Annotated in this window: 25 protein-coding genes; 12 read left to right on the top strand and 13 right to left on the bottom strand. The window is 74.9% G+C overall.

Going from position 1 to position 24,599, the window contains the following annotated elements:
* Nucleotides 1-56: 56 nt before the first annotated feature.
* Together PH189_RS14790 and recG are read right to left on the bottom strand one after the other, a co-directional pair.
* Nucleotides 57-971, bottom strand: a complete 915-nt coding sequence (locus PH189_RS14790) for a C40 family peptidase (protein ID WP_274189555.1) — start codon at nt 969-971, stop codon at nt 57-59.
* A gap of 368 nt (nt 972-1,339) precedes the next feature.
* Nucleotides 1,340-3,574 carry an ATP-dependent DNA helicase RecG gene (gene recG / locus PH189_RS14785; RefSeq protein WP_274189594.1) on the bottom strand — a complete coding sequence of 745 codons (2,235 nt, stop codon included), beginning with the start codon at nt 3,572-3,574 and terminating at the stop codon, nt 1,340-1,342.
* Between the two features lie 185 nt (nt 3,575-3,759).
* Here recG and rpmB point away from each other — a divergent pair, with 185 nt between their 5' ends.
* Nucleotides 3,760-3,951, top strand: coding sequence for a 50S ribosomal protein L28 (gene rpmB, locus PH189_RS14780; RefSeq protein WP_274189554.1), 192 nt, complete (start codon nt 3,760-3,762; stop codon nt 3,949-3,951).
* Between the two features lie 36 nt (nt 3,952-3,987).
* Here rpmB and PH189_RS14775 read toward each other — a convergent pair whose 3' ends face one another.
* Together PH189_RS14775 and PH189_RS14770 are read right to left on the bottom strand one after the other, a co-directional pair.
* Nucleotides 3,988-4,851 (bottom strand): helix-turn-helix domain-containing protein, encoded by an 864-nt coding sequence (locus PH189_RS14775; RefSeq protein WP_274189553.1) that lies wholly within the window; start codon nt 4,849-4,851, stop codon nt 3,988-3,990.
* Between the two features lie 175 nt (nt 4,852-5,026).
* Nucleotides 5,027-5,269 carry a DUF397 domain-containing protein gene (locus tag PH189_RS14770; RefSeq protein WP_274189552.1) on the bottom strand — a complete coding sequence of 81 codons (243 nt, stop codon included), beginning with the start codon at nt 5,267-5,269 and terminating at the stop codon, nt 5,027-5,029.
* A 134-nt stretch (nt 5,270-5,403) separates the two neighbouring features.
* Here PH189_RS14770 and PH189_RS14765 point away from each other — a divergent pair, with 134 nt between their 5' ends.
* Complete coding sequence (locus PH189_RS14765; protein ID WP_274189551.1) at nt 5,404-5,835, top strand: hypothetical protein; 432 nt, start codon at nt 5,404-5,406, stop codon at nt 5,833-5,835.
* A gap of 19 nt (nt 5,836-5,854) precedes the next feature.
* Here PH189_RS14765 and PH189_RS14760 read toward each other — a convergent pair whose 3' ends face one another.
* A complete protein-coding gene (locus PH189_RS14760) occupies nt 5,855-6,535 on the bottom strand; it encodes a uracil-DNA glycosylase (protein ID WP_274189550.1) in 681 nt (226 codons plus the stop codon).
* Between the two features lie 245 nt (nt 6,536-6,780).
* Between PH189_RS14760 and PH189_RS14755 the strand changes: the two genes are divergently transcribed.
* The 4 genes from PH189_RS14755 to PH189_RS14740 are packed head-to-tail and all read left to right on the top strand — an operon-like array spanning nt 6,781 to nt 11,559.
* Nucleotides 6,781-7,536 (top strand): HAD family hydrolase, encoded by a 756-nt coding sequence (locus tag PH189_RS14755; protein ID WP_274189549.1) that lies wholly within the window; start codon nt 6,781-6,783, stop codon nt 7,534-7,536.
* Complete coding sequence (locus PH189_RS14750; RefSeq protein ID WP_274189548.1) at nt 7,536-8,987, top strand: FAD-binding oxidoreductase; 1,452 nt, start codon at nt 7,536-7,538, stop codon at nt 8,985-8,987. Before PH189_RS14755 ends, PH189_RS14750 begins: the two co-directional genes overlap by 1 nt.
* A complete protein-coding gene (locus PH189_RS14745; protein ID WP_274189547.1) occupies nt 8,984-10,165 on the top strand; it encodes an FAD-binding oxidoreductase in 1,182 nt (393 codons plus the stop codon). The genes PH189_RS14750 and PH189_RS14745 overlap by 4 nt, the downstream gene beginning before the upstream one ends.
* A complete protein-coding gene (locus tag PH189_RS14740) occupies nt 10,162-11,559 on the top strand; it encodes a (Fe-S)-binding protein (RefSeq protein WP_274189546.1) in 1,398 nt (465 codons plus the stop codon). The genes PH189_RS14745 and PH189_RS14740 overlap by 4 nt, the downstream gene beginning before the upstream one ends.
* Nucleotides 11,560-11,575: 16 nt before the next feature.
* Here the strand turns inward: PH189_RS14740 and PH189_RS14735 are convergent, their stop codons facing one another.
* The gene (locus PH189_RS14735) at nt 11,576-11,992 is read right to left on the bottom strand and encodes a VOC family protein (protein WP_274189545.1); all 417 of its coding nucleotides are present in this window, start codon (nt 11,990-11,992) and stop codon (nt 11,576-11,578) included.
* A gap of 87 nt (nt 11,993-12,079) precedes the next feature.
* On the opposite strand from PH189_RS14735, the gene PH189_RS14730 reads away from it, so the two are divergent.
* The gene (locus tag PH189_RS14730) at nt 12,080-13,087 is read left to right on the top strand and encodes a helix-turn-helix transcriptional regulator (RefSeq protein ID WP_274189544.1); all 1,008 of its coding nucleotides are present in this window, start codon (nt 12,080-12,082) and stop codon (nt 13,085-13,087) included.
* On the opposite strand, the gene PH189_RS14725 is transcribed toward PH189_RS14730, so the two are convergent.
* Nucleotides 13,026-13,940, bottom strand: coding sequence for a thiamine-phosphate kinase (locus PH189_RS14725; RefSeq protein WP_274189593.1), 915 nt, complete (start codon nt 13,938-13,940; stop codon nt 13,026-13,028). The two genes, PH189_RS14730 and PH189_RS14725, sit on opposite strands and share 62 nt — an antisense overlap.
* 229 nt (nt 13,941-14,169) lie before the next feature.
* Between PH189_RS14725 and PH189_RS14720 the strand changes: the two genes are divergently transcribed.
* On the top strand, nt 14,170-14,406 hold the full coding sequence (locus PH189_RS14720; protein ID WP_274189592.1) for an Lrp/AsnC ligand binding domain-containing protein: 237 nt from the start codon (nt 14,170-14,172) through the stop codon (nt 14,404-14,406).
* A gap of 3 nt (nt 14,407-14,409) precedes the next feature.
* The gene (locus PH189_RS14715) at nt 14,410-14,964 is read left to right on the top strand and encodes a DUF3515 domain-containing protein (protein ID WP_274189543.1); all 555 of its coding nucleotides are present in this window, start codon (nt 14,410-14,412) and stop codon (nt 14,962-14,964) included.
* Between the two features lie 6 nt (nt 14,965-14,970).
* On the opposite strand, the gene PH189_RS14710 is transcribed toward PH189_RS14715, so the two are convergent.
* Genes PH189_RS14710 through pdxR form a run of 3 tightly spaced genes read right to left on the bottom strand, consistent with a single transcriptional unit; the run spans nt 14,971 to nt 18,321 of the window.
* Entirely contained in the window at nt 14,971-16,098 is a 1,128-nt protein-coding gene (locus PH189_RS14710) for a D-alanine--D-alanine ligase family protein (protein WP_274189542.1), read from the bottom strand.
* Between the two features lie 22 nt (nt 16,099-16,120).
* On the bottom strand, nt 16,121-16,918 hold the full coding sequence (locus tag PH189_RS14705) for a tryptophan 2,3-dioxygenase (protein WP_274189541.1): 798 nt from the start codon (nt 16,916-16,918) through the stop codon (nt 16,121-16,123).
* Entirely contained in the window at nt 16,915-18,321 is a 1,407-nt protein-coding gene (pdxR, locus tag PH189_RS14700; protein WP_274189540.1) for a MocR-like pyridoxine biosynthesis transcription factor PdxR, read from the bottom strand. The genes PH189_RS14705 and pdxR overlap by 4 nt, the downstream gene beginning before the upstream one ends.
* A gap of 60 nt (nt 18,322-18,381) precedes the next feature.
* Between pdxR and PH189_RS14695 the strand changes: the two genes are divergently transcribed.
* Complete coding sequence (locus tag PH189_RS14695) at nt 18,382-19,035, top strand: pyridoxamine 5'-phosphate oxidase family protein (RefSeq protein ID WP_378015022.1); 654 nt, start codon at nt 18,382-18,384, stop codon at nt 19,033-19,035.
* 7 nt (nt 19,036-19,042) lie between these two features.
* Here PH189_RS14695 and PH189_RS14690 read toward each other — a convergent pair whose 3' ends face one another.
* The 3 genes from PH189_RS14690 to PH189_RS14680 form a co-directional block, all read right to left on the bottom strand.
* Nucleotides 19,043-19,513, bottom strand: a complete 471-nt coding sequence (locus tag PH189_RS14690; protein WP_274189538.1) for an ATP-binding protein — start codon at nt 19,511-19,513, stop codon at nt 19,043-19,045.
* Between the two features lie 62 nt (nt 19,514-19,575).
* Nucleotides 19,576-20,595, bottom strand: a complete 1,020-nt coding sequence (locus tag PH189_RS14685) for an NAD(P)H-dependent glycerol-3-phosphate dehydrogenase (protein ID WP_274189537.1) — start codon at nt 20,593-20,595, stop codon at nt 19,576-19,578.
* A complete protein-coding gene (locus PH189_RS14680; RefSeq protein WP_337994158.1) occupies nt 20,592-21,350 on the bottom strand; it encodes a lysophospholipid acyltransferase family protein in 759 nt (252 codons plus the stop codon). Before PH189_RS14680 ends, PH189_RS14685 begins: the two co-directional genes overlap by 4 nt.
* 136 nt (nt 21,351-21,486) lie before the next feature.
* Here PH189_RS14680 and cofC point away from each other — a divergent pair, with 136 nt between their 5' ends.
* Together cofC and PH189_RS14670 are read left to right on the top strand one after the other, a co-directional pair.
* Complete coding sequence (cofC, locus tag PH189_RS14675) at nt 21,487-22,194, top strand: 2-phospho-L-lactate guanylyltransferase (RefSeq protein ID WP_337994157.1); 708 nt, start codon at nt 21,487-21,489, stop codon at nt 22,192-22,194.
* Nucleotides 22,195-22,279: 85 nt separating this feature from the next.
* Nucleotides 22,280-24,577, top strand: a complete 2,298-nt coding sequence (locus PH189_RS14670) for an RNA degradosome polyphosphate kinase (RefSeq protein ID WP_274189536.1) — start codon at nt 22,280-22,282, stop codon at nt 24,575-24,577.
* Nucleotides 24,578-24,599 lie beyond the last annotated feature (22 nt).

Here is a 24,599-nt window from a genome sequence, read left to right as displayed (position 1 = left end):
GCCCGCCGTTCGGGGCGGCGGGCCCGGACTTCTCCACCTCGCGGTCGCTACCGGCCTCAGGCCAGACGGCGGATGGTGTTCATGTCGTCCATGCGCCGCTCGACGTCCGAGATCTTGACGTCGGAACCGGACTGCGGCGCCTCGATCATCTTGCCGTCGCCGATGTAGATGCCGACGTGGCTGACCGGGCTGTTGAAGAAGATGAGGTCGCCCGGCTTCATGCTGCCGGCGTCGACCTCCTGGCCCTCCTGGGCCTGGGCGCGCGAGGTGCGGGGCAGCTCGATGCCGGCCTTCTCGAAGGCGAACTGCGTGAGACCGGAGCAGTCGAAGCCGCTCGGGCTCGTGCCGCCCCACACGTAGGGGACGCCCAGCTGGCCGCGCGCGGCGGCGATCGCCTGCCGCGCGACGGACGAGCCGGCCGACGACGCCGAGGCCTGCTCGTCGGAGGACGCCGACTGAGCGCCCCGCTGCGACACCGACTGGCGCTCCGTCGTCTGCTGCGCGGTGCGCTGGGCGGCGGCGCGGGAGTCGGGCGAGTCGTGCTTGATCGACGAGGCGCCGGAGGCGGCGCCCGAGTTGACGACCGGCAGCACCGAGGAGGTCGCGGCGTCGGTGGGCTGCGCCGCGGGGGCGACGGCGAGGTTCGCCGAGGCCAGCTGCGGGGAGAGCGCGGTCTCGCCGGTGGCCGGCGGCTCCTGGTCGCCGATCAGGCCCTGCGTGGCCATCCCGCCGGCGGTCGCGACGGCGCCGAGGGCGGCCAGCGACAGCCCGGCGGTCTTCGCGGCGCGGGAGAGCGGGTGGGCGCCCGTGTCCGTGACGGGGCGGCCACCGTGGCGACCGTGGGCCGACCGGGCGCGACGGTCCTCGGGGACGATGCCCATCGAGCCGGTCGTCGCGTCCTCGGGGGCACGGTGACGTCCGGCCGGACGCGTGGTGGGGGCGTCCGCGATCTCGGGGAGCACAGCCGTCATGCGGGATCTCCATCGCCCGCCGGGCGGCGCTCGACGGACCGGGGTTCGTGGGGACGACCCCGGGTCCGCGGACGGCGGGCCGCTGGGGAGCTGCGGCTCGACGTCGGTCACCCGCCCCGTCCTGGGACGTCGTGCGCTCCGGGGTGGCCGCCGGACGGGGAGTTCGGACGGAGCGGCCGAGCGCGCCGCTGGGCTGATGCTCAGCGACCACCGAAACGTAACCGATCCGTGACCCGACGACGCCACACCACGCCGTCACAGCGCGCTCTGCGGTCGTTGCACCGCGCTCATCGGTGTGGCCGCCGGAACCCGGGACCGCTCGCCGCGGCGTACACCCGGAACGGCGACGACGAACGGCCGGACAGGGGTCACAGCCGGTCGAGGAACGCCGCCGAGGCCTCGTCGACCACCGAGCGCACGAGCCCGGCGAGACCCGGGTGACGGGCGAGCGTGGGGTCGGCGCCGACCACCTCGCGGGCCTCGTCACGGGCCTCGGCCACGAGGTCGGCGTGCTTGAGCACCGAGAGCATGTGCAGCCCCGAGCGACGCCCCGACTGCTGCGCGCCGAGCACGTCGCCCTCGTCGCGCACCTCGAGGTCGAGCCGCGACACCTCGAAGCCGTCGGGCGTCGCCGCGAGGCGCTCGAGGCGCGTCAGGGCCGGCGAGCCCTCGAGGGCCTCGGTGACGAACAGGCAGGACGAGGACGCCGACCCCCGGCCGACCCGCCCCCGCAGCTGGTGGAGCTGCGAGACGCCGAACCGGTCGGCGTCCAGGATGACCATCATCGTGGCGTTCGGGACGTCCACGCCGACCTCGATGACCGTCGTGGCCACCAGCACGTCGACCCGGCCCTCGGAGAACGCGCGCATCACGGCGTCCTTCTCGTCGGTGGGCATCCGGCCGTGCAGCACCTCGAGTCGCAGCCCGGCGAGCGGTCCGGCGGCGAGCATCGGCGCGACCTCGGCCACCGCGAGCGGCGGCCGCGCCTCGGGGCCGGGCTCCTCGTCGGCGTCGGCCTCCGGGTCGAGCAGGTCGTCGGCGGCGCGGGAAGGCTCGTCGTCCTCGGTGCCCGGCTCGCCGCCCTCCTCGCCGATGCGCGGGCAGACGACGTACACCTGGTGGCCCGCCGCGACCTCCTCGTGCACGCGCTCCCACGCCCGCTCGAGCCAGCGGGGCTTCACACCGGCCGGCACCGCAGTGGTGGCGATCGGCTGCCGGCCGGCCGGGAGCTCGTCGAGCACCGAGGTGTCGAGGTCGCCGTAGAGGGTCAGCGCGACGGTGCGCGGGATCGGCGTCGCCGTCATGACCAGCACGTGCGGCGTCGTGGTGCCCGGGCGGGAGCGCAGCTCGTCGCGCTGGTGCACCCCGAAACGGTGCTGCTCGTCGACGACGACGAGGCCGAGATCGGCGAAGCCGACGCCCTGCTGGATCACCGCGTGGGTGCCGACGACGATGCCCGCGGCCCCGGACTGGGCGTCGAGCAGCGCCTCGCGGCGGGCCCTGGCGCCCAGCGACCCGGTGAGCAGCGTGACCCGCGTGGCGTGGCCGTCGGGGTCGGCAGTGGGATCGTCGGGGAGCTCGCCCGCGCGTCCGAGCGACCCGAGCATCGCGCGCAGTGACCGGGCGTGCTGCGCGGCGAGGACCTCCGTCGGCGCGAGCAGCACGGCCTGCCGTCCGGAGTCGACGACCTGGAGCATCGCCCGCAGCGCGACGATCGTCTTGCCCGAGCCGACGTCGCCCTGCAGCAGACGGTTGAGCGGCTCCGTGCCGGCGAGCACCTCGGCGAGCGACTCGCCGACCGTGGTCTGGGCGCCGGTGAGCGCGAACGGGAGGCGGGCGTCGAACGCCGCGGCCAGGCCGTCCTCGCGGCGGGGGCACGCGGGCGCCGGGCGGCTGGTGGCGCCCGCCCGGCGCCCGGCCATCGCGAGCTGCAGGCCGAACGCCTCGTCCCACACCAGCCGCCGCCGGGCCGCCTTCTGCTCCTCCCAGGTGTCGGGCAGGTGCACCCGGCGCAGGGCGTCGCCGAGCGTGGCGAGCCCGTGGGCGGCACGCAGCACCTCGGGCAGCGGGTCCTCGGGGTCGTCGAGGAGGTCGAGCACCTGGCGCACGGCCATCATCACCACCCAGGAGCGCAGCTTCCTGGTGGCCGGGTAGATCGGGATGAGCCCCGGCAGGTCGGCGCTGACGCCGGCGCCGAGCACGATGAACTCGGGGGCGGCGAGCTGCCAGCCGCCCTTGTAGCGGCTGAGGTCGCCGGAGAACAGGGCGCGCGTGCCGGGCTGCAGGTCGCGCTCGCGGTAGGGCTGGTTGAAGAAGGTGCAGGTGAGGCGCTGGGCGCCGATCACGACCGTCGCCTCGGTGATGTGGCCCTTGCGGTTCCGCATCCGCCGCCCGGAGACGCTGTGGACGGTGCCGAGCAGCGTGACGTGCTCCTTGTCGCGGAACCGCTGGTCCTCGCGGTCGGAGGAGTGGGTCACCTGGGTGTGCGCGATGTAGCGGCGGGGGTAGTGGCGCAGCAGGTCGCCCACGGTGTGCAGCTCGAGCTGGCGGGCGAGCGGCCTCGCGGTCTTGTCGCCCAGGGCCGTGGGCAGCGGCGTCTCCATCCCCACCACGGGGACCACGATGTCATCCCACCCCGACAGCGGCGCCGCGCGACCCACGCGCACCCCGCCGGGATCGCGGCCCTCACGCCTCGGCTACTCTGGTGACAGGAGCGCACCGCCGTCCGCGGCTGGAGTGCGCCGCATCGCTTGTACGGATATCGCCAGTACGAATGAGGAGTTCCGCCGTGAGTGCCGTGTGTGACGTGTGCGCGAAGGGCCCGGGGTTCGGGAAGTCGGTGTCGCACTCGCACGTGCGGACGAACCGTCGCTGGAACCCGAACGTGCAGACCGTCCACGCCCGCGTGGCCGGTGGCAACCGCAAGCGGATGAACGTCTGCACCTCCTGCCTCAAGGCCGGCAAGGTCAGCCGGGGCTGAGTTCCCGGCCCGTCCCCGGCTGCGGCTCGTCCTCCGCTAGCTCCCGAGGTCGTCCCGCAGCGCGACCAGGGCGTCGCGCGTCGCGTGCGGCGAGAGGGCCTGCACGCGGAGCAGCTCCATGGTGGCGAGGTAGTCGTCCACGTCGCTGGGCTTGTCGAGGTACAGCGCGCTCGTGAGCTGCTCGAGGTACACGACGTCGGGCACCTCGGACTCCCGCGAGAACCTCAGGATGCTGAACGGCCCGCCGGCGCCCGCATGCCCGCCGAGGTGGAACGGCACCATCTGCACGACGACGTGACGCCGGTCGGAGACCTCCAGCAGGTGGTCGACCTGGGCGCGCATCACCTCGGCGCCCCCGGTCAGCCGACGCAGCGCCGCCTCGTCGACCACCGCCCACAGCGTCGGGGGGTCCTCGGCGTCCAGCACCCGCTGGCGACGGAGACGGAGCGCGACGCGACGCTCCAGCTCCTCGTCGGACATCGACCGGTGCCCGAGCGCGGTCACGTGCCGGACCATCGCCTCGGTCTGGAGCAGCCCCGGGACGAACTGGGGCTCGTAGGTGCGGATCTGGGCCGCCGCCTGCTCGAGGCCCACGTAGGTCTCGAACCAGGGCGGGAGCAGGTCGGAGTACCGGTGCCACCAGCCGGGGGCGTTCGCGCGGTGGGTCAGGGCGAACATCTGCGCACGCTCGTCGACGTCGTGGACGCCGTAGAGGCTGAGCAGGTCGGCGACGTCGCGCTCCTTGAACCCGGTGCGCCCGTTCTCCAGCCGGCTGATCTTCGCGTGCGAGCCCCGGATGCGGTGGCCCGCGGCCTCGCGCGTGACCCCGGCCCGCTCGCGCAGCGCGCGCAGCTGCTGGCCGAGCACGATGCGCAGGACCGTCGGGCCGCCACCGGGCACGTCACGGATGTTCCGGACCGCGGGGGCCGGCTCCGACGTCGCAGGATCCCTCTCCGGTGCCACGGGGGGACCTCCATCAGCCTGACGTCGGCAGCACGCCCGAGCGCGCCCGAACCGGGGCCGACGGTAGCAGCCGTCCGTGGCCCGGACGGCGCATCAGGGCCCTCCGGGGACGCTAGGCGCCTTCGGCCAGCAGGTCGTCGAAGTCGCCGTCCTTCGCCCCGAGGATGAAGGCGGTCATCTCCGCGCGCGTGTAGACCAGCACGGGTCCCTCACGGTGGCGCGAATGGCGCACGGCCACGCCCCCGTCGGGCAGCGGCGCCACCTCGACGCAGTTCCCCTTCGGGTTGCTGCGACGGCTCTTGCGCCACGTGACGTCGTTCTCCGCCACCGCGTGCGCGTCGACGAACTCGGGCATGCGACCTCCCCCCGGTCCTGCATCAGCGCTCTGCGGTGCAGATCCGCGGTGCAGATGTTCTTGCATCTGCACAGTACGTCGGTCATGGTGGGGGTCGTCGCCGACGTCGGGTGGAGCGACGAACGGAGGTCCGCGTGAGCCAGCCGGGATACCGGAACGCTCCCGGACGAACCCCTGCGCCGCTCCGCGTCTCCTCCGAGCGACTCACGGACGACGAGGCCCGTGCCGGGTCCGCGGCGAGGGCCGCCACGATGGCGCCCACGGGGCCGGTGCCCGTGCCACCCCCCGCTCCCGACCAGCCCGCTCCCGACCAGCCTGCTCCCGACCAGCCCGCTCCCGACCCGCGGATCGCCCCGTCCTCGGCCGCGCCGGTCGTCGCCCGCCCGTCCCTGCCGGTGGTCGCCCCCCGCCCGCGCCGCCGGTTCGGCGATCTCTGGCGCCTCGTGTTCGCCCGTCGCCGCGCCGGACGTCACCGCCCGGAGACCACCCCGCCGCAGGGGTGGAGCATGTTCGCGCCCCAGCGCCCCCCGGTCCGCCGCACCACGCGACGCTGGGGACGTCGCTGACGTCGCGACCCCACGGGGTCTAGGGCAGACGCCAGTCCAGCGGGTCGTCACCGAGCTCGGTGAGGTACTCGTCGACGCGGCTGAACGGCTTCGACCCGAAGAACCCGCGGTCGGCCGACATGGGGCTCGGGTGCGCCGACTCGACGGTGGGCACCTCGTCCCCGAGCAGCGGCTTCACCGTCTGCGCGTCCTTCCCCCACAGCACCGCGACCAGCGGCTGGTCCGGGCGCAGCACGAGCGCCTGCACGGCGGCCTCGGTGACCTTCTCCCAGCCCTTGTTCCGGTGCGACCCGGGCGCGCCGGGCTCGACGGTGAGCACCCTGTTGAGCATCAGGACGCCCGCCTGCGCCCACGGCGTGAGGTCGCCGGTGCTCGGCGCGGGATGGCCGAGGTCGCTCTGGTACTCGCGGAAGATGTTCTGGAGGCTCTTCGGCAGCGGCCGCACGTCCGGGGCCACCGAGAACGACAGCCCGACGGCGTGGCCGGGGGTCGGGTACGGGTCCTGGCCCATCACCAGCACGCGCACGTCGGCGAAGGGCTGCTGGAACGCCCGCAGCACGTTCGCGCCCGCCGGCAGGTACTTGCGGCCCGCGGCGACCTCGGCGCGCAGGAAGTCGCCCATCGCCGCGATGGTGTCGGCGACCGGCTCGAGCGCCTCGGCCCACCCGGCCTCGACGGATTCGGAGAGGGAACGGGCCACGCGGGGAGCCTCCGGAACGGGCGAGCGGACGGTCGCTCGACGCTAACGCCCGACCGTCGCCGTCCCGCACCCACCCGGGATCGGGCCGTGATCGGCGACGGGCCAGGACGCGCGCGAAGCAGAGGCTCCTCGGCTCGTCGCGGTGGTCGCCGAAGCGCGGCATCGCCGCGGTCCCGGTAGAACTGCGTGGCCGCGGCCGCACGACTGGGCGAGGAGCCGGCCGGAATGCCCGACGAGGAGCTGCGATGACCCCGCCCGACGTGGCCGTCTGCTGGGACGTCGACGGCACGCTGCTGCGCGGCGGCGTCGTGGGCCGCGAGGTGCTCGAGCAGGCATTCACCACCGTCACCGGGCACCCCGCCCCCGAGGAGCAGGTCCTGATGCCGGGGCGCACCGACTGGCTGATCGGCGAGGCGCTGCGCGACGCCCTGCCCGACGAGCACGCCACGCACCTGCGCGGGCGCGGCCACGACTTCGGCCACGCCATGATCGCCGAGGTCGGCGCCGAGTGGGGTCGCCGCGAGCCCGACCTCGCGGACGTCGCGCACACGCTGCCCGGCATCCCGGAGACGATCGCCGCGCTCGCCGCCGAGCCGGGCGTCGTGCAGACGCTCACCACCGGCAACGTCCGCGCCGGTGCGCGGGCCAAGCTCGCCGCCGTCGGGCTCGCCGACGGCCCGATCGACCTCGCACTCGGCGGCTACGGCGAGGGACCGGGCGAGCGCGTCCGGGTCGTCACCGCCGCTCGCGACGCGCTCGCGGCCCGCTACGGGAGCTCGCCGACGCTCGTCGTCGTGGGCGACACCCCGCTCGACGTCGAGGCCGCGCACCGGGCGGGCGGGATCGCGGTAGGAGTGGCCACGGGCGGGGCAACCCTCGCGGAGCTGCACGCGTCGGGCGCCGAGTACGTCTTCACGGACCTCGCCGACCCCGACCGTCTGGTGGCGGTCGTGCGATCGGCGCGCGAGGATCGTCACGCAGCGAGTCGGGGAGGTGGCTGATGGTCGACGCCCAGATGGTCCGGGAGTTCACCGATCTGTTGTCGGAGAACGGCGTGATCACCGACGAGGTGGGTCTGCGCAGCTACGAGTGCGACGGACTCACCGGGTTCCGGCAGGTGCCGGCGCTCGTCGTGCTCCCCCGTGACGCCGAGGAGGTCGCGGGCGCGGTCCGGCTCTGCGCGAAGTACGGGATGCCGTTCGTGGCGCGCGGTGCGGGCACCGGCCTGTCCGGCGGCGCGATGCCCGTCGCCGACGGCGTCGTGATCTCGCTGCAGAAGCTGCGCCGCATCCTCGAGATCGACGTCGAGAACCGGCGGGCGGTGCTCGAGCCCGGCGTCTACAACCTCGAGATCTCCAAGGCCGCCGCCCCGTACGGGCTCTACTACGCGCCCGACCCGTCCAGCCAGCAGGTCTGCACCATCGGCGGCAACGTCGCGGAGAACTCCGGCGGTGCGCACTGTCTGAAGTACGGCTTCACCACCAACCACGTGCTGGAGATGGAGGTCGTGCTCGCCGACGGCTCGGTGGTGACGCTCGGAGGCCCGACCGGTGAGCAGGCCGGACCGGATCTGCGCGGGCTGTTCATCGGCTCGGAGGGCACGCTCGGCGTCGCCACCTCGGTCACCGTCCGGCTGCTGCAGACCCCGCAGTCGGTGCGCACCGTGCTCGCCGACTTCCCGTCGATCGAGGCCGCGGGTGACACCGTCGGCGACATCGTCGACGCCGCGATCATCCCGGCCGCGGTCGAGATGATGGACTCGCTGGCGATGGAGGCCTCCGAGGCCGCCACCGGCGCGGGCCTCACCGTCGACTCCCCCGCGGCGCTCATCATCGAGCTGGACGGCCCGTCCGACGAGGTCGAGGCCGAGTTCGAGCAGCTCACGGCCATCTGCGAGCGCCACGGCGCCACCCGGCTGCACGTGCCGCAGGAGGCCGAGGAGCGCCAGAAGGTGTGGAAGGGGCGCAAGGCCGCGTTCGCCGCGGTCGGGCGGATCAGCCCCGACTACATCGTCCAGGACGGCGTCGTCCCGCGGACGCGGCTGGCCGAGGTGCTCACGCGCATCGCCGACATGGGCCGCGACGCCGGCCTGCGCGTCGCCAACGTCTTCCATGCGGGCGACGGCAACCTGCACCCGCTGGTGCTCTACTCCGAGGCCGCGGGCGAGCACGACGCCGCCGAGAAGCTCTCCACCGACATCGCCGAGCTGTGCGTCGAGCTCGGCGGGTCGCTCTCGGGCGAGCACGGCATCGGCACCGACAAGGCGTGCTCGATGCCGGCGATGTTCTCCTCCGACGACCTCGCGGTCATGCACCGCGTGCGGCTCGCGTTCGATCCGGACTCCCGCTGCAACCCCGGCAAGCTCTTCCCGACGCCCCGGCTGTGCGGTGAGCGTCCGGGCAAGTACCAGCCCCATCCCCTCGAGGAAGCCGGAGTGATCGAGCGACTGTGAGCACCCCAGCGGTCACGACCGTCACGCCCACCACCGTCGACGAGCTCCGCGACGCCGTCCTCGCCCACCCCGGCACGCTCCGGGTCGCCGGCGCCGGCACCGCTGCCGACTGGGCGGGCACGCCCGCGCCCGCCGACACCGTCCTCGACGTCACCGGGCTGAGCGGGATCGTCACCCACAACCCCGGCGACATGACCGTCGAGGTCCGGGCCGGCACGCCGTTCGCCGCTCTGCAGGACGAGCTCGCCCAGCACCAGCAGCGCGTCGCGGTCGACCCCGCCCGCGCGACCGCGGGCGCCACGCTCGGCGGGCTGTTCGCCACCGCGGACTCCGGACCGCGGTCGCTGCAGTACGGCTCGCTGCGCGACCTCGTGATCGGCGCGACGGTCGTCCTGCCCGACGGGACCATCGCCCGCTCCGGCGGGCACGTCATCAAGAACGTCGCGGGCTACGACCTCACCAAGGTCCTGCACGGCGCGCACGGCACCCTCGCGGTGATCGCCGGGCTCGTCCTGCGTCTGCACCCGGCTCCGCGGTCCACGCCCACCGTGGCCGTGCCGACCGACCGGGCGGGGATGGCCGACCTCGCCCGCCGCGTCGCCGACAGCCCCGTCGAGGCCGTGGCGGTGCAGTGGCACGCCGACCGGCTGCTCTGTCTGTTCGAGGGATCGCCCGAGGGCGCCGACACGCGGGCGCGCAAGCTCGTGGAGACGGTCGGGGGCGAGGTGCTCGCCCCCGACGACGCCACCGCCGCCTGGGACGCGCACGATGCCGCGGTACGCGCCCGGCCCGACGGCCGCGCGGTGCTGCGCCTCGGCGTCATCCCGTCGGCGCTGCCCGGCGTGCTGGACGGGCTCGACAGCGACATCGGCGGGGACGCCGGCGGGCTCACGGAGGTGACCGCGTCGCCCCGCACCGGGATCGCCACCCTGGCGCTGCCCGCCGACGCCGACCTCGTGGCCGCCGCGCACCGGCGCGTCGCCGAGGCCGGCGGCACCTCGACCCTGCGCCAGCGTCCCGACGGGGCGTCGCTGCCGGCCTTCGGGCCCGCGCCCGCCTCGGCCGTCCTGCTGCGCGCCGTCGCGGCGTCCCTCGACCCCGACCAGCGCCTGGGGCGCGGGCGCCTCGCCCCCTGGATCCCTCTCCCCACAGGACAGCCCACCGGAGTGAGCGCATGACCACGCACCCCACCACCGGCCCGGGGCCCGACTTCTCCTCCGAGCGCGGCGAGAAGGCCTCCCCGGAGCGCGCCGACGTCCTCGGCGGCGACTTCGGGTCCTTCGACGACCACCACCCGCCGGCGCAGGAGCTGCTCGACGACTGCGTGCACTGCGGCTTCTGCCTGCCCACGTGCCCGACGTACGCGCTGTGGGGCGAGGAGATGGACTCCCCGCGCGGGCGCATCTACCTCATGGAGATGGCGGCGAAGGGCGAGATCCCGCTCGAGGGGGCGTTCACCACCCACATCGACCGCTGCCTGGGCTGCATGGCGTGCGTGACCGCGTGCCCGTCGGGCGTGCAGTACGACCGGCTGCTCGAGGCCACCCGGCCGCAGATCGAGCGGCACGTGACCCGCACGCGGGCCGACCGCTGGTTCCGCGAGGCGATCTTCACGCTCTTCCCCTACAAGCGGCGGCTGCGCGCGGCCTCGATCGGGGGCGCGCTCTACCAGAAGCTGCGCCCGAAGAGCATGGACAAGCTCATGGCCCGGGTCCCGCAGCGCTTCGAGCGCCTCGTGGCCATGGAGTCGCTGCTGCCGCCGGTGCGCGTGCGCGACGCGTTCGCCCGCATCGCCCCGCGGACCCCCGCGGTCGGGCCTCGCCGGGGCCGCGTCGGCCTGCTCACCGGCTGCGTGCAGGACGTCTTCTTCCACCCCGTCAACGAGGCCACCGTGCGGGTGCTCGCGGCCGAGGGCTGGGACGTCATCGCCCCGCGCGAGCAGGCGTGCTGCGGGGCGCTGGGCCTGCACGCGGGCCGCGAGGCGGAGGCCGCGGAGCGCGCGAAGAAGCTGATCGCGACCTTCGAGCGCGCCGACGTCGACACGATCGCCACCAACGTCGCCGGCTGCGGATCGTCGATGAAGGAGTACGGCGAGCTGCTGGCCGACGACCCGCAGTGGGCGGAGCGGGCGTCCGCGTTCGCCGCCAAGGTCCGCGACATCTCCGAGATCGTCGACGAGACGCTCGCCGACCCCCGCGCGCGCCGGCACCCGATCGAGGCGAAGGTCGTCTACCACGACGCCTGCCACCTCGGGCACGCCCAGAAGATCCGCAGCGAGCCCCGGCGCGTGCTGCGCGCCATCCCGGGCGTGGAGCTCACCGAGCTGCCGGAGTCGGAGATCTGCTGCGGGTCGGCGGGGATCTACAACATGCTCCAGCCCGAGGCCGCGGGCGACCTGGGGCGGCGCAAGGCGGACAACATCCGCGGCACCGGGGCCGACGTGCTCGTCACCGCCAACCCCGGCTGCCTGCTGCAGATCCGCAAGTACCTCGACGGCGAGCTCCCGATGCTCCACCCGATCCAGCTGATCGACGCCTCCATCCGCGGCGTCCGGCCGCCGGAGATGGGCTGACCGTCGCTTCGGGTGGTCAGGACGCGACGGCCACGTCGAGCACCCAGGTGACGCCGAAGCGGTCGGTGAGCATGCCGTAGGCGGGCGACCAGGGCGCCGGGCCGAACGCCGTGCGCACCGTGGCGCCCTCGGACAGGCCGTTCCAGAGACGCTCGACCTCCTCGGACGTCGTCCCACGGATCGAGACGAAGAACGCGTCGACGCCCTGCTCGTGGGCCCGGTCGGCGGGCACGTCGAAGGCCATCACGTGGAAGCCGCCCCCGGCGACGACCTGGCCCCACATCACCTGCTTCGCCTCGGACGGGTCGGTCACGGCACCCAGGTCCTCGTAGGTGACGGTCGTCAGCTCGCCGCCCGAGACGTCCCGATAGAACTCGAGCGCCTCGCGGGCGTCACCGCGGAAGTTCAGGTGGACGACGGTCTGCACGGTCATGGGACGGCTCCTCTTCTCCGATGGCAGGACCCATCGTCGGCCGAGAACAGGCCAGCTTCTGGCCTCTTCTCGGAGAGAATCAGAGACGTGCACGAGACCTCCGCGCGCCTGCTCGCCCTGCTCTCGCTGCTGCAGGCGCGCCGTGACTGGCCGGGCGGGCTGCTCGCCGAGCGGCTCGAGGTCAGCCCGCGCACCGTGCGCCGCGACGTCGACCGGCTGCGCGAGCTCGGCTATCCCATCGCCGCTACCCGGGGTCCCGACGGCGGCTACCGGCTCGACGCCGGCGCGGACCTGCCGCCGCTGCTGTTCGACGACGAGCAGGCCGTGGCCCTGGCCGTCGGGCTCCAGATCGCGACGGCGAGCGGGGTCGACGTCCGGGACGCGGCCGCCCGCGCCCTGGCCACAGTCCGCCAGGTGATGCCGGCGCGGCTGCGCCACCGCGTCGACACCCTCGAGGTGACGGCGGTGGGGTCACGGGAGTCCGCAGCGGTCGACCCCACGGTGCTCGCCGTCCTCGGCGACGCCGTCCGGGCCCGCGAGGTGCTGCGCTTCGACCACGGGGACACGCGGCGGCGCGCCGAGCCCCACCACCTCGTGACCCGGGGCGGGCGCTGGTACCTCGTGGCCTGGGACCTCGATCGCGACGACTGGCGCACCTTCCGCGCCGACCGAATCACCCCGCGGGTCCCCACCGGCCCGCGCTTCGCCCCGCGCGAGGTGCCCGGCGGGGATGTCGGCGCCTTCGTGACGGCACGGTTCCGGGGCGGCGCCGTCGAGTGGCCCTGCCGCGGCGAGGTGATCCTGGACCTGCCGGCGAGCGAGGTGCTGCCCTTCGCCGGCGACGGGGTCGTCGAGGTCCTCGGACCGGACCGCTGCCGACTGGTCGCGGGTTCGTGGTCGTGGGTGGGGCTGGCGTCGTCGCTCGGGCGCTTCGACGCCGACCTCGAGGTGATCGGGCCCCCGGAGCTCGCCGAGGCCTGTGCCCTCCTCGCCGCCCGCTACCTCCGGGCGGCTCGGCCCCCGGGAGCGGGGGTCAGCGCCAGTGCCGCCAGCCCGGGTCGCCGGCGCCGCCCCAGCGGTCGGCGTCGACGGTGACGCCGGCGCCCGAGCGGACCTCGCCACAGACGACCCAGTCGGACGGCACGGCGTCCTCGCTCGGGAAGGTGGCCGCCAGCGCGTGGTCCTCCCCGCCGGTGAGCGCCCAGGTCAGCGGGTCGCCGCCGAGGGCCGAGGCGACGTCGCGCAGCTTGTCGGCGACGGGCACCAGGCGCGAGGAGAGGTCGATGTGCACGCGGGAGGCCCGGGCGACGTGCCCGAGGTCGGCGAGCAGGCCGTCCGAGGTGTCGATCATCGAGGTGGCCCCGGCGCGCGCGGCGACCGGGCCGGCCCGCCAGGGCGGGCGCGGGGTGCGGTGCGCGGCGACCATGGCCACCGGCGAGCGGAAGCCCCGGCGCAGCACCGCCATCCCGGCCGCCGACCAGCCCAGCTTCCCGCAGACCGCGACCACGTCGCCGGCGCGTGCACCCGACCGGGTCACCGCCTCCCGGCCTTCCAGAGATCCCAGCGCCGTGATCGAGACCACGATGGTGTCGGAGGACACCGTGTCGCCGCCGACGACGCCGATCCCGGCGTCCGCCGCCGCGTCCCACACGCCCGACGCGAGGCCGTCGAGCACCTCGGTGCTCGTCGTGCCGGGGCAGGCGAGCGAGAGCAGCAGCGCGGTCGGGACCGCGCCCATCGCCGCCACGTCGGACAGGTTCGCGGCCACGGCCTTCTGCCCCACCTGCTCGGGCGCGGACCAGTCGAGACGGAAGTGCACGCCCTCGACCAGCGTGTCCACGGTCGCCACGACCCGCCCGTCGGGGGCGGCGACCACCGCGGCGTCGTCGCCGGGCCCCAGCAGGGTCTGCTCGGGCTGGAAGCGCCCCTCGGTCAGGCGGTCGATCAGCCCGAACTCGCCGAGCTCCCCGGCCGTCGCCGCGGCAGACGGCGTCGCCCGATCGGGCGCCGACCCACCGGGCGTGCCACCGATGCGTCGGACAGACCCCTCGGGTCGTCCGTGTCCCCCGCGCCCGTTCGCCGTCCGGCTCACCCCTCGACTCCCTGCGGTACCTTGCCTGCCACCTGAGTGCCGACGCTCCACCACCCCGTCGGCCCGTCCCCGAGGAGGCATGTCCGTGGTCCAGGCCTACATCCTGATCCAGACCGAGGTGGGTCGTGCCTCCGCGGTCGCCTCGGACGTAGCCGGGATCAGCGGGGTGACCCGGGCGCAGGACGTCACCGGACCCTACGACGTCATCGTCTGCGCGGAGGCCGACGACGTCGACTCGCTCGGGCGTGATGTCGTCGGCGCCGTCCAGAAGGTCCCGGGCATCACCCGGACGCTCACCTGCCCCGTCGTGTCCACCGACTGAACGGTGGCTCCCTGGGGCGCGCCGACCGTGGCGCGCCGGCTCCCACGCGTGCTCGTCGGGATCGTCCTGTCGCTGCCCGTGCTGCTCGTCGGCGGCGTCCTGCTGGCCTCCGTGGTGTTCGTGCGGGACCCGGTGCCCGACGCCGACACCGTGCGGCTGACCGTGCGGGCCGTGCCCACCCCGGCCGCGGCGAGCGCCGACTGCTCCCGCCTGCTCTCCGGGCTGCCCGGCGAGATCCGGACGGACACCGGCATGCTGCCCCGGCGGATCCTGGCCGACCCGGTCCCGGCGGCCACGGTCGCGTGGGGCGGCGAGGACGGGGCGACCCCGATCGTCCTGCGCTGCGGTCTCCCCCGTCCCCAGGAGGGCGCGACCGGGCCGCTGCGCGACGTCGTCGGCGTCGACTGGGTCGCGGTCGCGGACGACACGCCCGGCAGCACCACCTGGGTGACCGTGGACCGGGCCGTGCACATCGGCCTCGCGGTGCCGGACGGCTTCGGGGAGGCCCCGCTGCTCGACGTCTCGCGCGGGATCAAGATCGCGCTGGTGAGCCGCTGACCCGCCTCAGCGCGGCCCGACCCCGCGGGCGAGCGCGGTCTCGACGAGCGTCTCCAGCAGCGTCGGGTAGTCGATGCCCGCGGTGTCCCACATGCGCGGGTACAGCGACGTCGCCGTGAACCCGGGCATCGTGTTGAGCTCGTTGACGAGCAGCCGCCCGTCGCCGGTGAGGAAGAAGTCGACGCGCGCGAGGCCCTCGACGTCCATGACGCGGAAGACCTCGACGGCCGTGGCGCGCACCGTCTCGGCCACCTCGTCCTCGAGCTTCGCGGGCACGTCGAGCTCGCAGGCGTCGTCCAGGTACTTGGTGTCGAAGTCGTACCAACCGGCGTCCCCGCCGACGACGCGGACCTCGGCGGCGACGCTCGCCTCCACCCGGCCGTCGGTGCGCTCGAGCACCCCGCACTCGATCTCCCGCCCGACGATCGCGGCCTCGACCAGCACCTTCGGGTCCTCGGCGCGGGCCTTCGCGACGGCGGCGCCGAGGTCGGCCCAGTCGGCGACCCGACTGATGCCCACCGACGAGCCGGCGCGGGCGGGCTTGACGAACACCGGCAGCCCGAGGCGATCGCGCTCGTCGTCGGTGAGCGCGTCGCGACCGCGGCGCAGCACCACGGCGTCGCCCACCGAGAGCCCGGCGTCGCGCAGCAGGCGCTTGGTGACGTCCTTGTCCATCGACGCCGCGCTGGCGCACACCCCGGCGCCGACGTAGGGCACGCCGGCCATCTCGAGCAGCCCCTGGACGGTGCCGTCCTCGCCGCCGGGACCGTGCAGGACGGGGACGACGACGTCCACGCGGCCGAGCGAGCTGCCGTCGTCGAGCGCGATGAGCTCGCGCCGGGTCGGGTCGGCGGGCAGCGCGACGGGCCGCCCCGACGTGACCTCGGGCAGCTCGCGGCCGTGCAGCCGCAGCACCTCGGGGTCGGTGGGGCCGAGCACCCAGGCGCCGTCGGGGGTGATCGCGACGGGCAGCACGTCGTAGCGGGCGGGGTCGAGGTGCGCGAGCACGCTGCCGGCCGAGAGGCACGAGATCCGGTGCTCGCTGCTGCGCCCGCCGAAGAGGACGACGACGCGGGGGCGTTCCGCGCCCTGCCAGGTCGAGCTCCGCTGCGCTTCGTCTCCCGCGCCCGTCATGGCGGCGGAGCCTACGCGGGGTTCAGAGGGCGGTCCGGACCGCGTACAGCTCGGGGAAGAACGACAGGTCGAGGACGCGGCGCAGGAAGGACGCGCCGCTCGTCCCGCCGGTGCCGGTGCGCAGACCGATCGTGCGCTCGACGGTCTTGAGGTGGCGGAAGCGCCAGAGCTGCAGGTTGTCCTCGATGTCGACGAGCTCCTCGCAGGTCTCGTAGACGTCCCAGTGCTCCTCCGGGGCGTCGTAGATCGCGCGGAACACCTCGACCAGGCGCGGGTCCTCCCGGTGGGGCTCGCGTACGGGGCGGTGCCGCACGTCGTCGGGCACCGGGAGGCCGCGGCGCGCGAGCAGGTGGAGGAACTCGTCGTAGAGGCTGCGCCGGTCCAGCGCCGCGGTGAGCACCGCGAGCGCGGCCTCGTCGTCGGCGAACACCTCGAGCATCGCCGGGTCCTTGGCGCCGAGGACGAACTCGACCGCCCGGTACTGGTAGCTCTGGAAGCCCGACGACGACCCGAGGAACCCGCGGAAGCGCTGGTACTCGCTCGGCGTGAGCGTCGCCAGCACCGTCCACTGCTCGATCAGCTGCTTCTGCACGTGCTTCACGCGGGCGAGGCGCTTGAGTGCGAGCGGGAGGTCGTCGCCCGCCAGGTCGTCGCAGGCGCCGGTGAGCTCGTGGAGGGCCAGCTTGAGCCACAGCTCCGAGGTCTGGTGCTGGATGATGAACAGCAGCTCGTCGTGGGCCTCGGGGCGCGAGAGCGGGGTCTGTGCCGTCAGCAGCGCGTCGAGGTGCAGGTATCGCCCGTACGTCAGGGGCTGGGTCACGGGGACGATCCTGTCCGTCCGGCGAGCACGTCCGCCAGTCGCACCAGGGCGTCGTCCAGTTCCGCCGCCGACGGCCCCGCCCACCCGACGAGCACGCCGCACGCCGCGCCCGGCACGTCGGGGTCCAGGTGGTGCTCGCCGATCCCACCGACCTGCAGGCCCACGCGCGCAGCCGCGTCGACGGTCGCCCGCTCGGCGGCGCGGTCGGGCAGCGGGACCAGGAGGTGCGCGCCCGCCCGATCGCCGCGCACGACGTGCCCGGCGGCGGTCACGGCGTCGACGACCCGCGCCCGGCGGGCCGCCAGCTCCCGGCGCAGCCGCGCCAGGTGGCGGGCGAGGGCGCCGTCGGCGTGCAGGGCGGCCACGACCTGCTGGCCGGCCGGGGCGGGCCGCACCCCGGTGCGTCGCCGGCGTTCCAGCACGGCCTCGCGCACCGCGGGCGGCGCCACCATCCACCCCGCGCCCAGGGTCGGCGAGAGGATCTTACTGGTGGTGCCGAGGTGCACGGTGACGTCGGGCGCCAGGCCGGCGAGCAGCGGCAACGGGGCGACGTCGAAGCGCAGCTCGCCGTCGTAGTCGTCCTCGACGAGCAGGAGGCCCTCGTCGCGGGCGCGCTGCGCGAGCGCCGTCCGCCGGGCCACGGGCAGGCGGGCGCCGAGCGGGTACTGGTGGGCGGGCGTGAGGTACACGGCGTCGAGCCCCGCGGGGAGATCGTCGACCCGCAGGCCCTCGTCGTCGACACCCACCCCGACCACGGTGGCGCCGGCGTCGCGCAGCACCTCGGTGGCTCGGACGTAGCCGGGGTCCTCGACGGCGACCCGCGGGGCGCGCCCGGTGCGGGCCCGGAGCACGGCGACGACCTCGGCGAACCCGTCGGTGGTGCCGGTGGTGGCGAGCACGTCCCCGGGCGTCGCGGCGAGCCCGCGGTGGTGCAGCAGCAGGCGCGCGACGGCGTCGCGGAAGGCGGGCACGCCGGCGTGCTCGGGGCGGGGCGCGGGCTCGCGGTCGCCCGCGTGGCGCCAGGCCCGCCGCCACGCCTGCCGGTCGAGCACCGCGAGGCACGGGGACCCGGGGCGGAGGTCGAGCAGCTCAGCCCCCCGTGAGTGAACTTCGGTGCTATAGCCCCGAACATCGCTCACGTGGGAGGTCGCCAGCACGTAGGTGCCGGCGCCGCGGCGGGGGCCGAGCCAGCCCTCGGCGACGAGCTGGTCGTAGGCCGCGGCGGTCACCGTGCGGCTGACGCCCAGCTCGCCGGCCAGGACGCGCGTCGAGGGCACCCGCTCGCCGACGCGCAGGGCGCCCGAGGCTGCGGCGGCACGCAGGCCGTCGGCCAGCTGGGTCGCGAGCGGGGTCGTCGTCGCGCGGTCGAGCGGGAGCGCCAGCTCGGGGGGCAGGCCGCGCACGAGTGGCCTCCTGAAGTCGGACGGAAGTGGCCGTTCGAGCATGCCACTGTGTCGCCGACGATGGTCGACGTGACCGCGCCACCGCTCTCCCCCACCGACCGCTCCACCGTCCGCCGCCACCGCGACCGCCAGCGCGCCGACCGCGCCGAGCTGCACGCCGTGCTCGACGAGGCTCTCGTCGCGCACGTCGGCCGGGTCGTCGACGGCGAGCCCGTCGTGCTGCCCACGCTGCACGCACGGGTCGGCGAGACGCTCTACCTGCACGGCTCCAGCGGCGCGGCGAGCCTGCGCGGCGACGAGCCGGTGTGCGTCACCGTCACGATCATCGACGGGCTGGTCTACGCACGGCGCTGGTTCACCCAGTCCGCGAACTACCGCAGCGCCGTGGTCCGCGGTCACGCCCGCAGGGTCACCGACCGCGACGAGGCCCTCGCCGCGATGCGGGCACTCGTCCGCCAGGTCGCGCCGGGCCAGGAGGACCACGCCGACCCGCCGAGCCGCAAGGAGATGGCCGCGACGTCGATCGTGGCGCTCGACCTCACCGAGGCCAGCGTCAAGGCGCGTACCGGGCCGCCGGGTGACGGCGACGCCGTCGCGGCGGGCGACGACCGGTGGGCGGGCGTCGTCGGCCTCGCGACGCGCGTGACCGGCGTGACGACGTGCCCGGCGCTGCCGGAGGGCACGCCGGTCCCGGCGCACGTACCGACGGGCTAGAGACGAGCTAGACCAGCGCCGCCGTACGGTCGTCGGCGGCTCGGATCCGGCGGCGGAGCTGCACGGTGGTGCCGTGGTCCCCGGGCAGCACGGCGGTGGCGTGCGTGAGCTCGCGCATGAGCGGCAGCCCCCGACCGCGCCAGCCCGGCCCGCTGCTCGGGCGCCAGGCACCCTCGTCGGTGACGGTCACGACGAGATCGCGCCCGGTCAGCAGCGGGCAGGAGACCGCGGCCCAGAGCGTCATCAGGCCGGGCGTGCCGCGCTGGACGTAGGCGTGGTCGACGACGTTGGCGAGCGCCTCGTACACTGCCAGCGCGAGATCGTCGGCGGTGTCCAGATCGGCCAGCGGGTCGACCCAGGCGCGGAAGCGGCGGCGCAGGATCGCGGCGTTGCCGGTGTCGGCGAGCGCGCAGAGCTCCAGCGGCGCCACCGCCGTCCTCGGCACCGTCCGCGGGCCCATCCGCTGCAGCACGTCCATCGCCGCCAGTGTTCCCGGGCCCCGGCCCCGCAAACGTGACCCGTGACCGTGACCGCGGGGGCTCACTCGACCTTGAGCTCCCGGTTGATCAGCTCGTCGCCGACCTCCTTGGCCGTGACCTCGCCGGCGCAGACGCGCCGGACGGCGTCGACGATCGGGGTGTCGACGCCGTGGCGGCGGGCGAGCTCGCCGATCGCGTCGCAGGACTTCACACCCTCGGCCACCTGACCGTGGTTGGCCTCCTCCGCCTCGGCCATGCTCAGGCCGCGGCCCAGGGCCTCGCCGAAGCGCCGGTTGCGCGACAGCGGCGACGAGCACGTCGCGACCAGGTCACCCATCCCGGCGAGGCCCGCGAGCGTCATCTGCTCGGCGCCCAGCGCCACCGCCAGCCGCGAGATCTCCGCCAGGCCGCGGGTGATGAGCGAGGCCGTGGTGTTGTCGCCGTAGCCGAGGCCCGCCGCGGTGCCGCAGGCCAGCGCGATGACGTTCTTGCACGCGCCGCCGAGCTCGCAGCCGACGACGTCGGAGTTCGTGTACGGCTTGAAGTAGCCCGTCGAGCAGGCGTGCTGCACCGACACGGCGCGCTCGTGGTCGGAGCACGCGACGACGGTGGCGGTGGGCTGCTCGAGGGCGATCTCCCCGGCGAGGTTGGGCCCGGACACCACCGCCACCTCGTCCGGCGCGGCCCCGGTGACCTCCTCGATCACCTCGCTCATGCGCAGCAACGAGCCGCGCTCGACACCCTTGGCGAGGCTGACGAGCGTGACGCCGCGCGGCAGGTGGCCGTCCCAGCGCTCGAGGTTCTCGCGCAGCCGCTGGGCGGGCAGGGCCAGCACGACGGCGTCGGCTCCGTCGAGGGCCTCGTCGGCGTCGGCGGTCGCGGCGAGCGCGACGGGCAGCGTCACGTCGGGCAGGTACTCGTGGTTGCAGCGGTCCCGGGCGACGTTCTCGGCGACCTCGGCGCGCCGGGCCCACAGCGTCACCGGGGTCCCGGCGTCGGCGAGGACCTTGGCGAACGTCGTGCCCCACGTGCCCGCGCCGAGCACCGCCACGCGCCGCAGCCGCACGGGGGTGCCGCTCACGTGCCGGAGCCCCGCGGCCGGCGGGTGGGCTCGGGCGCCGGTTCGCCGCGCACGTCGGCGAGCAGGTCGCGCACCGCGGACATCATCCGCTCGGTGGTCTCGCGCAGCAGGGCCACCTCGGTGGACCGGTCGCGGTCGGGGCCGGCCTCCCGGGCGCGGGCGCGCACGTCGTCGAGCGGCACGGGGTCGCCCGCCCGCACGGTGATCGTGGTGCGCCACGACGGCCGGAAGCGGCGCTTGTAGTGGTCGTAGACCGACAACGTGCCCCAGTGCACCACCGGGACGACCGGCACGTCGCTGTCGAGGGCGAGGCGGGCGGCACCGGAGCGGGCGTTCATCGGCCAGCCCTCCGGGTCGCGGGTGATCGTGCCCTCCGGGTAGATGACGACGACGCCGTCGTCGGCGAACGACGTGCGGGCCGCGTCGAGGCTCGCCCCGGCCTCGACCGAGCCGCGGCTGACGGGGATCTGGCGGCTCCCGCTCAGGGTCCGGCCGAGCACGGGGACGTCCCAGAGCGACGCCTTGGCCAGGAACCGCGGCACCCGCTTCGCCCGGTGGACGAACACCGCCGTGTACACCGGGTCGAGGTAGGAGATGTGGTTGCACACCAGCATCGCCGGGCCGCGCTCGGGCACGTGGTCGAGGCCCTCCATGCGGCGCTTCGCCAGCAGCAGGGTCATCGGGTAGAAGACCGCCGCGGCCAGGGCCACCCACGGCCCGCCCTTCTCGCGCGCCCGTGCCACCGGCTCGCCCACCTCCGCGTCCGCTCGTAAGGGTCCGGACCACCCGTCCCGTCGCGGGAAGTCTCTCCCGACCGGGGAGACCGGTCCAGCGGGGCCCGCCGGGTCCGATCACCTGCCCCCGGTGGTCCTCGAGGGGCAGACTGGAGCCGTGGACGTGCTGGTCGACCTCGTGGTGCCGGTCAAGGAGCTGCGCCGCGCGAAGTCCCGGCTCGCCCCGGCCGTCGCCGACCTGCCGGGCGACGACGCGACCCGTGAGCAGGCCCACCGCGCCCTGGCCCTCGCCCTGGCCCGCGACACACTGCGCGCCGCCCGCGCCGCGGAGCGCACCGGGCGGCTGGTCGTCGTGACCACCGAGCCCGCCGAGCAGCTGGGAGCGGGCGGGCCGTGGGAGACCGTGCGCGACACCGGCGGCGGCCTCAACGCGGCGCTGCGCCGTGGTGCGGATCACCTGCGGCGCACCGGCTCCCGCGAGCACGCCTTCGCGGTCCTGCAGGCCGACCTGCCCGCCCTGCGCCCCGACGAGCTCGACGACGCCCTGGCCCACGCGGCGGCCCGGTTCGCCGAGGGCGCGACGTCGGCCTTCGTCGCCGACCACGCCGGCACCGGCACGACGCTGCTGGTCGCCGCGCCGGGCCACCCGCTGCGCCCGCGCTTCGGACCGGGGTCGGCGGCCGCGCACGCCGCGTCCGGGGCCGTCGCCCTCGATGGCACGTGGCCGGGCCTGCGGGGTGACGTCGACACCCCCGGTGACCTGGCCCGGGCGCGCGACCTGGGAGCCGGCCCGCACACCCGGGCCTGGCCCGACCCCCCGACCGCCACCGCCGTCGGGGCCCCGGCGCGCGAGACGGCCTGCTGAACGACGTCCGTCGACGAGATGGACGGCGTGGTCCGCGTCGCGGGTCCCTCGCGGCGCCCGGGCACCTCGGGCACCATCGGGCGGCGTGAGCCCCTCCACGTCGTCCACGTCCGCCGAGACCGGGTCGAGCGACGGGATCGAGGCTCCGGCCGACACCCCTGCCGACACCCCCGTCGGCGAGCTGACCGGCCCCCGTCCCCCTGCCGCCGCCGACGAGAACGGCCGCGGGGCGCGGGGGCGTACGCCCGGGGCCCCCGCGGCGCCGACGACCGGCCCCGCCGCACCCGGCGACCTGCCGCCGGACCGCTACGACAGCCGCGAGCTGTCGTGGCTGGAGTTCAACGCCCGCGTGCTCGCGCTGGCCGAGGACCCGAGCCAGCCGCTGCTCGAACGGGCGAAGTTCCTGTCGATCTTCGCGTCGAACCTCGACGAGTTCTACATGGTCCGTGTGGCGGGGCTGAAGCGCCGCGACCAGGCCGGTCTCGCCGTGCGCGGCGCCGACGGCCTGACCCCGCGCGAGCAGCTCACCCGGATCTCCGCACGCACCCAGGAGCTGGCCCACAAGCACGCCCGCGTGTTCCTCGACGAGATCGCCCCGGCGCTCGACGCGGCCGGCGTGCACCTCATCGACTGGTCGCAGGTCACCGACTCGGCCCGGCCCCGGCTCTCGGACTGGTTCGGCCGGCAGGTCTTCCCGGTGCTCACGCCGCTGGCGGTCGACCCGGCGCACCCGTTCCCCTACATCTCCAACCAGTCGCTCAACCTCGCCGTCGCCGTGCACGACCCGCAGACCGGCACCGAGCACTTCGCCCGCGTCAAGGTGCCCAACAACGTGCCGCGTCTCGTGCGCGTCGGCCCGGAGCCCGACGAGGACTCCCCCGCCGACAGCGACCGGCAGGCGTGGTTCCTGCCCATCGAGGACCTCATCGCCGAGAACCTCGACCAGCTCTTCGAGGGCATGACCGTCGTCGAGCACCACGTGTTCCGGGTGACGCGCAACGCCGACCTCGAGGTGGAGGAGGACCGCGACGAGGATCTCCTGCAGGCCCTCGAACGGGAGCTCGCGCGCCGGCGCTTCGGACCGCCGGTGCGTCTGGAGATCACCGATTCGATGAGCGAGCACATGCTCGAGCTGCTGCTGCGCGAGCTCGACGTGGACCCGCACGACGTCGTGCAGGTGCCCGGGCGCCTCGACCTCTCGGCGCTCATGGAGCTGATGCGCCTGAACCGGCCGGACCTCAAGGACCCCGTGTTCGTCCCGGCGAAGCACTCGGCGTTCAGCGAGGGCGAGACCCCGAAGAGCGTGTTCGCCACGCTGCGCGAGGGCGACGTGCTCGTGCACCACCCGTACGACTCGTTCTCCACGAGCGTGCACCGCTTCATCGAGCAGGCCGCGGCGGACCCGAAGGTCCTGGCGATCAAGCAGACGCTCTACCGCACCTCGGGTGACTCCCCGATCGTCGAGTCGCTGATCGACGCCGCCGAGGCCGGCAAGCAGGTCGTCGCCGTCGTGGAGATCAAGGCCCGGTTCGACGAGCGCGCCAACATCGGGTGGGCCCGCGCCCTGGAGCGCGCGGGCGTCCACGTCGTCTACGGCCTCGTGGGGCTCAAGACCCACTGCAAGGCCGTGCTCGTCGTGCGCCAGGAAGGCTCGACGATCAAGCGGTACTGCCACCTCGGGACCGGCAACTACAACCCCAAGACCGCCCGCCTCTACGAGGACATCGGCGTCTTCACCGCCGACGAGACGATCGCCGCCGACCTCACCGACCTGTTCAACGTGCTCACCGGCTACGCCCGGCGCACCTCGTACCGCAAGCTCCTCGTCGCCCCCTACGGATTGCGGCGCGGCATCGTCGAGCGCATCGACCACGAGCGGGAGCGCGCCGAGCGCGGCGAGACCGCGGGCATCCGGATCAAGGTGAACGGTCTCGTCGACGAGCAGGTGATCGACGCGCTCTACCGCGCCTCGGGGGCCGGCGTGCCCGTCGACCTCATCGTCCGCGGACTCTGCTCCCTACGGGCGGGCGTGCCGGGGCTCTCGGAGAACATCCGGGTGCGCTCCATCCTCGGCCGCTTCCTCGAGCACTCGCGGATCTTCCACTTCGTCGGCGCCGACGAGTACTGGATCGGTAGCGCGGACATGATGCACCGCAATCTCGACCGCCGGGTCGAGGCGCTCGTGCCCGTCACCGACCCGCGCCTGTCCGCCGAGCTGGCCTCGATCCTCGACTCGGCGACCGACCCGGGCACCCGCAGCTGGATCCTCGAACCCGACGGGTCCTGGGATCCGTGGCCGGTCGCCGCCGGCGAGGGCCACGAGGGCCTGTCCGTGCACGACCACCAGCTCCGGTTGCTGCAGCAGCGGCAGAGCCGCAAGTGACGGTTCGGGGAGAGGGAGCGGA

It is taken from the genome of Actinomycetospora chibensis (genome assembly GCF_028737215.1).
Taxonomy (GTDB): Bacteria; Actinomycetota; Actinomycetes; order Mycobacteriales; family Pseudonocardiaceae; genus Actinomycetospora; species Actinomycetospora chibensis.
This window is presented reverse-complemented; position numbering and strand designations above follow the sequence as displayed.

Bases quoted from the DNA above. Each gene is read 5' to 3' on its own strand.
- PH189_RS14790 (WP_274189555.1), bottom strand. From the start codon at position 971: ATGACGGCTGTGCTCCCCGAGATCGCGGACGCCCCCACCACGCGTCCG.
- recG (WP_274189594.1), bottom strand. From the start codon at position 3,574: ATGGAGACGCCGCTGCCCACGGCCCTGGGCGACAAGACCGCGAGGCCG.
- PH189_RS14770 (WP_274189552.1), bottom strand. From the start codon at position 5,269: ATGCCCGAGTTCGTCGACGCGCACGCGGTGGCGGAGAACGACGTCACG.
- PH189_RS14755 (WP_274189549.1), top strand. From the start codon at position 6,781: ATGACCCCGCCCGACGTGGCCGTCTGCTGGGACGTCGACGGCACGCTG.
- PH189_RS14750 (WP_274189548.1), top strand. From the start codon at position 7,536: ATGGTCGACGCCCAGATGGTCCGGGAGTTCACCGATCTGTTGTCGGAG.
- PH189_RS14740 (WP_274189546.1), top strand. From the start codon at position 10,162: ATGACCACGCACCCCACCACCGGCCCGGGGCCCGACTTCTCCTCCGAG.
- PH189_RS14735 (WP_274189545.1), bottom strand. From the start codon at position 11,992: ATGACCGTGCAGACCGTCGTCCACCTGAACTTCCGCGGTGACGCCCGC.
- PH189_RS14710 (WP_274189542.1), bottom strand. From the start codon at position 16,098: ATGACGGGCGCGGGAGACGAAGCGCAGCGGAGCTCGACCTGGCAGGGC.
- PH189_RS14695 (WP_378015022.1), top strand. From the start codon at position 18,382: ATGGTCGACGTGACCGCGCCACCGCTCTCCCCCACCGACCGCTCCACC.
- PH189_RS14690 (WP_274189538.1), bottom strand. From the start codon at position 19,513: ATGGACGTGCTGCAGCGGATGGGCCCGCGGACGGTGCCGAGGACGGCG.